Source organism: Lysinibacillus sp. DFXJR4 (assembly GCF_057196045.1).
The window spans coordinates 16,805-29,572 of the sequence record NZ_JBXUNW010000016.1; the positions used below are offsets into that span (position 1 = coordinate 16,805).

At 36.6% G+C, this 12,768-nt stretch carries 9 protein-coding genes; 5 read left to right on the forward strand and 4 right to left on the reverse strand.

Annotated features, from left to right (window positions below):
* Positions 1-36 precede the first annotated feature (36 nt).
* The 3 genes from AC2CGN_RS20975 to AC2CGN_RS20985 form a co-directional block, all read right to left on the reverse strand.
* The gene (locus tag AC2CGN_RS20975) at positions 37-2,148 is read right to left on the reverse strand and encodes an MMPL family transporter (RefSeq protein WP_429983270.1); all 2,112 of its coding nucleotides are present in this window, start codon (positions 2,146-2,148) and stop codon (positions 37-39) included.
* A 350-nt stretch (positions 2,149-2,498) separates the two neighbouring features.
* Positions 2,499-3,515 (reverse strand): anion permease, encoded by a 1,017-nt coding sequence (locus tag AC2CGN_RS20980; RefSeq protein WP_484516041.1) that lies wholly within the window; start codon positions 3,513-3,515, stop codon positions 2,499-2,501.
* A gap of 20 nt (positions 3,516-3,535) precedes the next feature.
* Positions 3,536-4,156 (reverse strand): DUF47 domain-containing protein, encoded by a 621-nt coding sequence (locus AC2CGN_RS20985; protein WP_283869854.1) that lies wholly within the window; start codon positions 4,154-4,156, stop codon positions 3,536-3,538.
* 374 nt (positions 4,157-4,530) lie between these two features.
* Here AC2CGN_RS20985 and AC2CGN_RS20990 point away from each other — a divergent pair, with 374 nt between their 5' ends.
* A complete protein-coding gene (locus AC2CGN_RS20990) occupies positions 4,531-5,217 on the forward strand; it encodes an ABC transporter ATP-binding protein (protein WP_429986746.1) in 687 nt (228 codons plus the stop codon).
* A gap of 1 nt (position 5,218) precedes the next feature.
* Positions 5,219-6,538, forward strand: a complete 1,320-nt coding sequence (locus AC2CGN_RS20995; RefSeq protein ID WP_484516044.1) for an ABC transporter permease — start codon at positions 5,219-5,221, stop codon at positions 6,536-6,538.
* Between the two features lie 58 nt (positions 6,539-6,596).
* Here the strand turns inward: AC2CGN_RS20995 and AC2CGN_RS21000 are convergent, their stop codons facing one another.
* Entirely contained in the window at positions 6,597-7,757 is a 1,161-nt protein-coding gene (locus AC2CGN_RS21000; protein ID WP_429989462.1) for a class I SAM-dependent methyltransferase, read from the reverse strand.
* 162 nt (positions 7,758-7,919) lie between these two features.
* On the opposite strand from AC2CGN_RS21000, the gene putP reads away from it, so the two are divergent.
* From putP to AC2CGN_RS21015, 3 genes are all read left to right on the forward strand, one after another.
* Complete coding sequence (gene putP, locus AC2CGN_RS21005) at positions 7,920-9,404, forward strand: sodium/proline symporter PutP (protein WP_429983267.1); 1,485 nt, start codon at positions 7,920-7,922, stop codon at positions 9,402-9,404.
* A gap of 124 nt (positions 9,405-9,528) precedes the next feature.
* Positions 9,529-10,812 carry a GTPase HflX gene (gene hflX, locus AC2CGN_RS21010; RefSeq protein WP_369593949.1) on the forward strand — a complete coding sequence of 428 codons (1,284 nt, stop codon included), beginning with the start codon at positions 9,529-9,531 and terminating at the stop codon, positions 10,810-10,812.
* Between the two features lie 375 nt (positions 10,813-11,187).
* The gene (locus AC2CGN_RS21015; RefSeq protein WP_283869849.1) at positions 11,188-12,675 is read left to right on the forward strand and encodes a peptide MFS transporter; all 1,488 of its coding nucleotides are present in this window, start codon (positions 11,188-11,190) and stop codon (positions 12,673-12,675) included.
* Positions 12,676-12,768: the final 93 nt, after the last annotated feature.

Genomic DNA, 12,768 nt, shown 5'->3' on the forward strand with positions numbered 1-12,768 from the left:
CCGCAGCCCATACACAGGAAGCGGATTTTTTTGATCTTACTTATTTTTTTTAGCAAAGGGTAGCCACCAGTTCCAGTCACCGAACAGCTTCATGAGACTAGGTACAAGCATAAGACGGATAATGGTCGCATCAATTGCAACGGCAATGGCTATACCTACACCAATTTGTTTAACAGGCATTACATCCGTAAAGGCAAAGGCACCTGTAATAACAATCATAATAAGTGCTGCAGATGTAATAATACGACTAGTAGAAGTAAGTCCATCAATTGTGGCACGTGTATTATCTACGCCTTTTAAATATTCCTCTTGAATACGTGAAATTAAGAAGACTTCATAATCCATACTTAAGCCAAACACCAGACAGAAAACAATGACTGGAATAATCAGGACAATTGAACCTGCATCGATACCAAAATGTCCATATTGGAAAATATAGACGAGTATTCCGAAGGCAGAAGAAAGACCAATAATATTCATAATAATCGCTTTTAGTGGAATTAATACGGATCTGAAAGCGAGCATTAAAATAAAAAATGTTGAAATAAGAATAATAGAAATAGCCAATACAATTTTATTGGCAATTTCATCGAAGATTTCTTGATTGAATTTTGCCTGCCCACCGAGTGCAAAATCAACGCCTAAATCCTTATCTTTCCATGTTCGAGCAAATTTTTGCGCAGTAGATGAAGAACCGGCTGCATCTAATGTAATTGGGATAAATAGCTGAGTTTCTTTAGTAAACGTACTTAGAACGGGCTGTAATTGCTCTGCTACCTGTGGAATTTCCAAGGAAGCATTCAGTTCCTCAGGTGTGTTGATGTTAGCAGCCGTATAAATCGTTGACACATTCGTTACTAATGGATCAGCAAGTAGCTTTTCCTGAATCGTATAAATAAGCTCTCTCGCCTCATGATTCTCCCAACCTTCCTTTCGATCAGCGAGTAAGTATAATGTCGAGGTTTCACCAAGCCCAAATGTGTCATCTAATTTATCATAGGCTGTACGTGCATCATATTTAGTCGGTAATGAATCCACTTGAGGTATTTTAAGTTCAATATCCTTCAATGGAATCATACCAATACCTAGTAGGAATAATGCTGCAATAACAATCGTTACTGGATACTTCATAACAAAGCCTGCAAAGCCGCGCCATCGATTAGCTCCACCGGGCTTTACACGTATTAAACGCCATTTATTTAAGCGATCTCCTAAGAGCATCATCGTAGCAGGTAGTAGCGTAAGGCCAGATAACACTGCCAGTAATACCACAATAGTGCCACCTAATGCAATGTTATGGAAAATTTCAACGTCTATAACTATCATCGCTCCCAAACCAATCATCACACATACGGCTGAAAAAATAATAGATCTTCCAGCGGTTTGTATAGCGATTTGTATGGCCTCAGGGATGGAAGTATGAGCCCGTTCCTCACGATAACGGTTAATAAACAATAGAGCAAAATCGATACTTAAAGCTAGTCCAAGCATAGGTACTATATTTAATACAAAAATAGATAAGTTAACATTACCGCTAAGCAATGTCATAACGCCAAATGCAGTGACAACTGTGACAACACCAATAATAATTGGTAGTATAGAGGCTACAACAGTCCCAAAAGCAAGTAATAGGACTATAATTGCAATTGGCAAGCCTATTGCTTCTGCGGACGCTAAATCTTTTTGACTGGCTGTATTAATGTCTGCAGAAATAACGGGTCCACCTGTTACAGTAACACCGTCTTTTTCAATCAAAGAACGAATATCCTCTACAATATCAGTTTGATTATCAATATTATTTTTCAGATGAACCATAGCATAGGCAATGCCGTTCTTTTGTAAAGAGGCATCATCAAGTGGTGACTGAATGGAGTGGATTGCCTTGATGGTATCCAACTTCTTTAAAGTATCTTGAATTTCCTTATCTTTAGCTGGATCGAAAACAACCAAAATTGTATCTGAAGGCAAATCAAAATTTTCGGCTAGCTCTTTTGTGACATAGGTATGATCTCCTTCCACAAAAAAGCCATCTCCTTGCAACTTACTTGGCAATTGTATGGCAAAAACGGCCATAGCAATAAAAATCACAAGCCAAATAGCTACAATGGCTTTTGCATGTGCTGTTATAAAAGCTGAAAAAATTTTCATAGTTGTGTAGCATCCCCCTTTTCAAATAGTGTAAAGGATGTGTCTCATTTTGTCGTGTGACAATGTTAAGACTCCTGTCTACTAGCGAACAGGAGTCTTAAAGTGTTGAAAATCAAAATGGTCAGTGATACCTTTGTGAGTATTTAGTCAACATGAAGGTGAATCCCGTTCCGAGCTACTCGCTTTATTGCTGTCCCTTCGCTTTCGCACGGAGCAAAGCTTCCAGTGGGAGGCAACATGAGTGAAGAAAGCATTAAGTCGGAACGGAGATAGACCTTTCGTTTTGAAAAAGGGCTATACCAACAACAAGAGACTCCTGTCCACCAATGAACAGGAGTCTTAGATGTAATTTAAAAGAATAAAGATAATAATAAGTAAATAACAGCAGCCATTACTGCAGAAATTGGCATTGTAATAATCCAAGTAGTGATTATTTTACGAGCCATTCCCCAGTTAACACCTCGTACACGTTGTGCAGAGCCTACGCCCATAATTGAGGAAGAAATTACGTGAGTTGTTGATACTGGTAGATGGATTAAAGTAGCGCCAAAAATTACAGATGCAGATGCTAAATCTGCAGCTACCCCGTTTACAGGGCGGATCTTCATAATTTTACCGCCGACTGTTTTAATAATTTTATAACCGCCTATAGAGGTACCAAGACCCATAGCAGTTGCTGCCGCTGCACGTACCCAAAAAGGAATTTCATCCCCTGTATGTATGCCTCCAGCAATTAAAGCCATGGTCATAATTCCCATTGCCTTTTGAGCGTCGTTTGTCCCATGTGTAAATGATTGAATAGCTGCTGTGAAAATTTGCATCGTACGGAATCCTTTATTTGTACGATATAAATTCAAATTTTTAAATAATAGTTTAAATAGTGTCATCATCAGAAAGCCGGCACAAATAGCAAGGATTGGCGAAAAGACCAATGCCATGATAATTTTAGTAAAACCGCCATAGTTTAAAACGTTGAAACCCGCAGATGCTACAGCAGCCCCTGCAATGGAACCGATTAATGTGTGTGATGAACTAGAAGGGATTCCAAAATACCATGTTAGTAAATTCCAGATAATTGCCGAAATTAATGCAGCTAAAATAACAATTGAGCCTGTTGTGTCTCCTTGAAAGGCATTTAAAGAGAAAGGATCTACAATGTCTTTTGTAAGAGCTTTTGCCACACCAACAAAAGTAATAGCCCCGATAAAATTCATCGTTGCTGCCATTAAAATGGCTGCTCGTGGTGGTAATGCTCTAGTGGAAACCGAAGTTGCGATAGCATTTGCTGTATCATGGAAGCCGTTGATAAAGTCAAATGTTAGGGCAAAGATGACGACCAGTACGGTTAGTATAATGATTGTGTTCATTGTAAGTGCCCATCTCCTAATTACGCGTTACGCATGATAATTGTTTCCATTGTGTTGGCAACATTTTGACAATAATCAGCGATATCTTCTAATTGTTCATATATATCTTTAAATTTAATAATTCGAATTGGATCTTTCTCATTTAAAAATAATTGTTTGATGGATGAACGTTGTACTTCATCACATTCACGCTCATAATCTTTAATTAGAATTGCGTGTGGACGCATACCAATAAGATTCTTTTTCTTTAACTCTTCTGTTGCTTTAACAATTTCATCAGCACTTTTTGAGATGTATCCTAAGAAGATACGCATTGATTCATCGACTTCTGTTAGGGAGAACATTTCAAAATGAGCGATACAATGCTCCGTACCATCTAATACATCATCCATACGAATCGCAAATTCTAAGATGTCTTCACGCTCGATAGGTGTCATAAATGATTTATTTAGCATGACGATTAGATCATGAATGAGCTTATCGCCAGCCGTTTCGTAATTTTTCATAGTAATGCTAATCTCTTTCAGGTCAGCTACACTGTTGATACGAAAATCATTTGCGTAATGTACGGCCTCTCTCATATTTTCAGCAATTTTATGCAGGGCAATAAAGAAAGGGTCTTGTTTTTTTGAGTTAAGCATGCAAATCGAATCCTCCTGGATATAAATAAATTAATCGACCTCTAAACTTTACTATCATAACAAAATCTTTAATTTTTCTACATAAAATTCATACATTCTACACAAAACTTTACATTCCTGTAATATACAAAATGTTCACAAAATATAAGCTGGAAACTGGAAATAGTAATAAAAGAGCTTTTAAATAGGGGATTATAATAGCCAGTATTATACAAAGAACTTTCAATCGTCAATGTAATTGTAAAGATAATGTAAAGAACGGCTTTCTATTTAGTGTGCCCTTTTTCTTAAGAATATCTTCATTTTTATCCTTTAACTTTTTTAAGAATTTTTTTCTACAATAGAAAGAGAATGAGAAAGGGGCGTTAATGACAATGATTCAAGTCGAGAACTTACAACATACATTTTTAATCGGAAAAAAGGGCAAGGAAAAACAAATTCCTGTATTGAAAGGAGTTAACTTTGAGGTTAAGGAAGGAGAGATTGTTGCAATTGTTGGCAAAAGTGGGTCTGGGAAATCAACCCTATTACAAGTTTTAGCGGGATTCATGAAATCTGAGCAAGGCTCTATCAAGATTAATGGAAAGGAAACAGCTCATCTTACAGAAGCAGATAGTGCAGCTTTTCGTTTGAGCCAATTTGGCTTTATTTTTCAAAACTTTCAATTAATGCCTGGATTATCTGCGTTTGAAAATATTGAACTTCCTTTAAAGTTACAGGGTGCTAGGAAGGCTGTGCGAAAGGAAAAGGTTAAAAAAATAATGGACAAGGTTGGCTTATCAGAGGTATCAGACCATTATCCAAATGAATTGTCTGGTGGGCAGCAACAGCGTGTAAGTATTGCTAGAGCTTTGATCACTAATCCACCTATTCTGTTGGCAGATGAACCTACAGGAAGTCTTGATTCGGAAACTGAGCAAGATATTTTGTTGCTTATCCAAAGCTTAAATCGTGAGCTTGGTTTAACATTTGTCATCATTACTCATGACGAAGAAGTAGCAACAATAGCGCATAGACGTTTCCGTATGTACGACGGTGAGCTTGTTAAGGAGGAGGCTTAACATGTTATTTAAAGATCAGATAGATTTTGTTACACAACATATTAAGAAAAATAAATTACGTGTCTTTATGACGGTGCTAGCAGCAACAATGGGCTGTGCATTTTTAATTGTCCTTGCATCTGTAGGATTTGGTCTACAGGATTCATTACGCAATGATATATTATCAAATGAAAAGGTAACAAAAATTCAAGTATTCGATAATGAGCCATTTACGGATGAGCAAATACAGGAAATAAAAGGGGTTGAACATGTAGAAACTGTATTAGAAACGATTTCAGTGAATGCATCTGCACACTCATTTTTTGAGGGGCGAGATACAAGCTCTACCCTCTATATTGCGAATATGCAGGATTTTGAGCAAGTAAATGGCAAGCTTTCAGAAGGGAAGTATCCATCAAAACCAAATGAAATTATTGTTGGCTATCATTTTGCTCAAACCTTATTAAATGATGCTGAGCGTAAAATTATTGAAGAAAAAAATAAAGAAGCCGAGGTAGAAGGCACAGATTATGATGGTAAAGAAGAAGGGTATAAGGAATCTTTAATTGGCAAAGAAATCGAATTGTCACTCGCACCTAACCTTAGTGCAGCTAAAGAGACAGAGAAAATGAACTATACAATTGTGGGTGTGATGAAGGAGCCCTCCTATGATTGGATGATTAATAACGCTGTCTATATGGACATAGAACAAAAGCCAGTATTAGCATCTAATTTGGCTACAAAGGTAGATGTTAAAGAGGATGAAATGTTTTTCTCGGAATTTAATATTTTTGCTGATACGTTAGAAAATGTGAAGCCTATATTAGATAGTCTTAAAGATAAAGGCTATAGCGTGTATTCTATTACTGAACAATTAGATCAAATGAATGTATTTTTCCTTGTTCTAAAGATTGGTCTTATATTTGTTGGAACAATTGCCGTATTAATTGCATCAATTGGTATTTTCAATACTATGACAATGGCCGTAACAGAGCGTACTCGTGAAATTGGTGTGCTAAAGGCCATTGGTGCTAGTCCTAAGCTTATCCAACGATTATTTTTAATGGAAAGTACGTTCATTGGTCTCGTGGGTACTGTTATTGCAGTAGCAATATCATATGCTATAAGCTTCGTAGCTAATGCCGCATTACCGTTAATTTTAAAGGCTGCAACAGGTGAAGATGCTTTTAGTAATAACAATATTATATTTTCCTTAATTCCTTGGCAGCTTGTTGTTATTGCAGCAGCTATCAGTATTGGAGTGGCTATGATTTCAGGCTATCGTCCAGCACGTAAAGCCACTAAAATCGATGTTATCCAAGCGTTACGACAAGAACTATAATAGAGAAGGCGATCCAAATATATTGGACCGCCTTTTTTTCTGTGTTTACTATAAAAAATTATAAGTATGTTTCTAATTCTTTCGCTAAGAATGGCTGGGCATTTAGTAAGGCTAAAAAATTATCGTAACGAGCACGCTGCTCGGAGCTCGTTTTTTTACCAGTGTGATAAGCACGGATAAGAATGTTTTTTGGTGTGTTTTCCATGTCAATAAACTCCAGTAATTGTGCCTCATAGCCAACAAGAGATAAAATTTCGGCTCGAATAGCATCCGTAGCAAGTGCAGCAAATCGTTCGCGTACAAGTCCATGCTGAAGCATGATGTCAAGTGCTGGTGTATTTAATTGGCGATTTAATTCATGCTGACAGCAAGGAACGCTTAAAATAACTCTTGCTCCCCATTTCACAGCACGTGCTAAAGCCATATCTGTAGCAACATCACAGGCATGTAATGTCACTACCATATCTACATTTGACTCATTATTATAATCATTAATATCCCCTACTAAAAACTCAAGCTGCTCGTAACCTAAATCACTTGCGATTTTGGAGCATTCTTCAATGACTTCTTTCTTCAAATCTAAGCCTGTAACACGAATATCTAAACCCTTTTCAACTTTTAAATAATGGTAAAGCGCAAAAGTTAAATAGGATTTTCCAGAGCCAAAATCTAAAATACGCACCTGACGATCCTTTGGTAAATAAGCAAGGGCATCATCAATAAATTCAATAAAGCGATTAATTTGTTTGAATTTATCATATTTTTGTTTTTTAATTTTTCCTTCTTCTGATTGTACGCCAAGACGGATTAAAAATGGATATGGTTGCTCCTCTTTAAGTAGGTAGTTTTTTTGGCGATTATGAGCTAAATTAATTTGCTTGGGAGTGACTGATTTATCTGATTTCCATAGTACTTTATTCTTTTTGGATAGTTGAATTTGTACTTTTTCGTCTATAAAATCAATATGCGCTTGACGGTATTCATTAAAAAATAATGCAAGTCTTTGTGGAAAATTTTCTAGATGGACATTTTCATGTTTTAAAATTCGTTCAAATTGGTATTCAATTTGTATATGATAAACATCCTTAAGCAAAATAGGCTTTAGCTTGATACGCTTAACTTCATTTGATTTCATTCGTGGTTGACTAATGGTCGCGGTCACAAGTTGCTGCTGTAAAATTCTCTCTGTCAGTTGAGTTTTCATTTCTTCAAATATCATACTTTTTCGCCTTCTTTATTCTGTAATAGATGGCACTAGTTTAACACAGTTTATATAGAGCGATGATACTTTAAGTACTATACAAAATTTAGGGATATAAGTATATTTATGGTATATCTACTTTAAGTAGAATAGATGAAAAAGCCACAAGGAGGAGAAAATATGTCAGGTAACATGTATCAATTACTGGCGATTGTTATTTATATGGTAGCAATGCTAGGAATCGGCTGGTATGCATTCGTTAAAACGTCCAATTTAACAGATTATATGCTTGGTGGTCGATCACTTGGCCCTGCTGTAACAGCCCTTAGTGCAGGAGCAGCGGATATGTCAGGCTGGCTCTTAATGGGCTTGCCAGGAGCCATTTATTTATCTGGTTTGGTGGAGGCTTGGATTGCTATTGGGTTAACCGTAGGAGCCTATTTGAATTGGTTGATTGTCGCTCCACGACTGCGTGTCTATACACAAGTAACAAATGACTCCATCACCATTCCAAGTTATTTGGATAATCGTTTACGTGACCATACAAAGCTGATAAGAATTGCATCTGGTATTATTATTTTAATATTTTTTACATTTTATGTATCATCGGGAATGGTAGCAGGGGGTAAGTTTTTTGATAGTTCATTCGGCTATGACTATCATACAGGTTTATTAATTGTGTCTGCAGTTGTTGTAGCTTATACACTATTCGGGGGTTTTTTAGCGGTTAGTTATACCGATTTTTTACAAGGACTCATTATGTTTTTGGCACTCGTAACTGTACCATTATTTGGTCTATTTTTAACGGGGGGTCTAGGGGATACGATAGCATCTATTAAAGCGGTAAATCCTGAGCATTTAAATTTATTGCCAGCAACTGCAACAGCAGCAGGAGTTATTTCTTCGCTCGCATGGGGGTTAGGTTATTTTGGACAGCCACATATTATTGTTCGTTTTATGGCCATTAGCTCAGTGAAAGAGACGAAGCAGGCTCGACGTATTGGTATTGGCTGGATGATGCTTAGTCTATTTGGTGCGATTGGGACTGCGCTGGTTGGTGTAGCCTATTTCGAACAAAATGCTAGTGAGTTAAAAGATGCTGAAACCGTATTTATTGTGCTTGGTCAAATTCTATTTCATCCCTTTATTGCGGGGATTATGCTAGCCGCCATATTAGCTGCGGTAATGAGTACAATTTCATCGCAATTAATTGTTACTTCTTCAGCACTTGTAGAAGATATTTATAAGGCATTATTTAATAAAACAGCAGAGGATAAGCATTATGTATTTGTTGGGCGTATTGCTGTTTTAGTTGTAGCCATTGTAGCCGCCATTTTAGCTTGGAATCCAGAAAGTTCTATATTGGACTTGGTTGGCTTCGCATGGGCTGGCTTTGGTGCTGCTTTTGGTCCCGTTATATTGCTTTCATTATACTGGAGAAAGCTAACAAATTTCGGGGCGTTAAGTGGAATGGTAGCAGGAGCTGCAACAGCCTTTATTTGGGGTAAGATTAAAGTTTTAAGTGGTGCACTGTATGAAATTGTACCAGGCTTCGTTGTTTGTTTAATCGTTGCTGTTATTGTCAGTATGTTGACATATAGACCAAACAAAGAAATAGAAGAGGAATTTGAACGTACCGAAGAATTACTAAAACAAGAGAAATAAACAAAATGCGCCTTTTACAGGGGCGCTTTTTGCTATGAAAAAAACGGCATGATTTAGGGCATTATATGGTAAGATGAAGAAAATTTATCGTAAGAAGCACCAGGTATTGGTGGGAGGATTGTGGATGAATAGAATCAAGGATGTCGATATATTGTTAGAAAAGGCCATATTAGTTGGCGTCAATTTACGAAATGATGAGCATTTTGATTATTCAGTGGAGGAGCTAAAAAATTTAGCAGAAGCTTTAAATGTTGAGGTAGTAGGGGTTATTACTCAAAATTTAGAGCGTATTACGCCATCTCATTATGTAGGCACAGGCAAAATTCAAGAAATAAAAAGCTTTTATGATGAAGCAAATGCTAATTTAATCATTTTCAATGATGAATTGTCTCCTTCACAAATTCGTAATTTAGAGCGTGATTTGGAGACTAAGGTCATTGATCGGACAATGTTAATTTTAGATATTTTTGGACGCCGAGCTAAAACACGAGAATCACAGTTACAAGTAGAGTTAGCGCAGTTACAATATATGCTGCCTCGATTAGTTGGCTTACATGCCTCTTTGAGTCGCCAAGGGGGTGGCACAGGCGGTGGCTTTAAAAACCGTGGAGCTGGTGAAACGAAGTTAGAGCTAGACCGTCGAAAAATTGAGGATCAAATTGCAAAAATTAAGAAAGAACTAGAGCAAGTAAAGGAACAACGAGAGACGCAGCGTAAACAACGACGCAAAAATGCTGTCCCTGTCGTTTCTATTGTTGGCTATACAAATGCTGGTAAATCCACTATTATGAATCAACTACTCGCTAAAATCGGGCAGGAGGATCATAAACAAGTATTTGAAAAGGATATGCTATTTGCTACGCTTGAAACATCTGTCCGTCAAATAGAACTACCTGATAGAAAGAATTTTTTATTAACAGATACAGTTGGGTTTGTTAGTAAATTGCCACATCATTTAGTAAAGGCGTTCCGTTCTACGCTGGAGGAAGCGCGTGATGCAGATTTATTGCTACATGTGGTAGATGTATCAAATGCAGAGCATGGTTTTATGATGCAGGTAACGAATGAAACACTTAAAGCTGTGGGTGTTGAAGGAATACCAACAATTTATGTTTACAATAAAGCTGATTTGGCAAACGTTCCATACCCAGTTGTAAGTGGAGATAATATTTGGATCTCTGCAAAGCAGGGAGTTGGTTTAGAGGAATTACTACAATTGATACGACAACATATTTTCGCTAACTATGTGACGTGCAAAATGCTCATACCTTATGAACAAGGGAATATTGTGTCCTATTTAAATGAACATGCTTCTGTCTATGACACAGAATATGAAGAAAATGGAACACTGCTTACTCTTGAGGTCAAGGAAGCTGATTATACGAAATATGAGGGATACGTAATTTAATCGCCATACTGATGTAAAAGCATGCTATTTCTAGCATGCTTTTTATCATGGCACCGTTCGAAATGCTTTGTGGATAATCCTAGCATATATGTTAAAACTATAAAAAATCTGATTATAAAATATTTTAGAATAATTTAATAACTATTTATAGTTTTATTGTAATGGAAGAGTAAGAAAACTTAGATATATCAAAGGATTTAATATTATTATATAAAAATAAGTCTGAAATTATAGAAAAATGATAAATTTTCAACATTTTTTAAAACTCTTGATAAAGTTTTTAAAACGCTTTAGTATGATGAAACAAAGTTTTTTATTCATGATAATGGGTAATAATATTTTTGTTGAATAATGAAATCGGGAGAGGATATTGTTATGTCTACTAAAGATGAAATTGTAAAATCCGTCCCTCAAAATGGCTTTGTTGGACACCCTAAAGGGCTCTTTACATTATTTTTTACAGAATTTTGGGAACGATTCTCCTACTATGGTATGCGAGCAATTCTCATTTTCTTTATGTATTATGAATTGAACCAAGGCGGACTTGGTTTAGATCGTGGAACAGCAAACTCTATAATGGCTATTTATGGTTCACTCGTATATATGTCGGGGATCATTGGGGGCTGGATTGCCGATCGACTGTTAGGTACACGTAAAACAATCTTTTATGGTGGCGTGTTAATCATGGTTGGTCATTTACTGCTAGCATTACCAGGTGGTATAGCCATGTTATTTACTTCAATGGCCTTTATTGTTATGGGGACAGGCCTATTAAAGCCAAACGTTTCAAGTATTGTTGGCGATATTTATGCAGAAACGGATAGCCGTCGTGACGCAGGGTTCTCAATTTTCTATATGGGTATTAACATGGGGGCATTCATTGCACCATTTATTGTCGGAACAATTGGACAAAAATATAATTTCCACCTTGGCTTCGGTTTTGCTGGGTTAGGTATGCTAATTGGTTTAATTGTTTATAAATTAACAGAGAAAAAATATTTGGGGTTAGCAGGCTTACAAGTCAATAATCCGTTAAAGCCAGAAGAACGTAAAAAAGTCTTTACACAATTCGGTATGGCAGCATTAATTATTATCATTTTAGGTGCAATCGGCATTAAAACGGGTGTACTGACAATGAATGTATTCAGTTTAATCATTACAGCTTTAGGAATTATCATTCCAACGCTGTTCTTTTTCTTCATGTATCGTAGTAAAAAAACAACACAGGATGAGAAATCTCGTCTGCTTGCCTATATTCCATTGTTTTTATCTGCAGTTATGTTTTGGGCAATTCAGGAGCAAGGTGCTACTATTTTAGCAACATACGCAGATTCGCGTACACAGTTGAATATTGGTGGCTTTCACATTCAATCTTCATGGTTCCAATCATTAAACCCATTATTCGTTATTACGATGGCTCCGTTATTTGCAATGCTATGGTTAAAATGGGGAGATAAACAACCAACTACTCCTCGAAAATTTGCCTATTCTTTATTCTTTGCAGGGCTATCATTCCTAGTAATGATGATTCCGGCATATTTATCAGGTGGAGAAGCATTAGTAAGTCCATGGTGGTTAGTCTTATCTTTCTTTTTAGTCGTTGTCGGAGAGCTTTTGTTATCACCAGTAGGGTTGTCAGCTACGACAAAATTAGCACCAAAGGCATTCGCTGCACAAACAATGTCTCTATGGTTTTTAACTAGTGCCGCAGCGCAAGCGATTAATGCACAACTTGTTAGGGTATATGAAGTTGTAAGCGAATTCACGTATTTCGGCTTCTTAGGTTCTTTATCAATTGTTATCGGGATTATTTTATTAGTACTTTCGCCAATCATTTCAAAAGCTATGCGAGGTATTAACTAAATTAAGGGATGTAAGTACAGTTTAATCGATGACTGTACTTACATCTTTTTTTATTGATTTTGATAGGGAAGCAGAAGTGAAGGATAGAAGTAT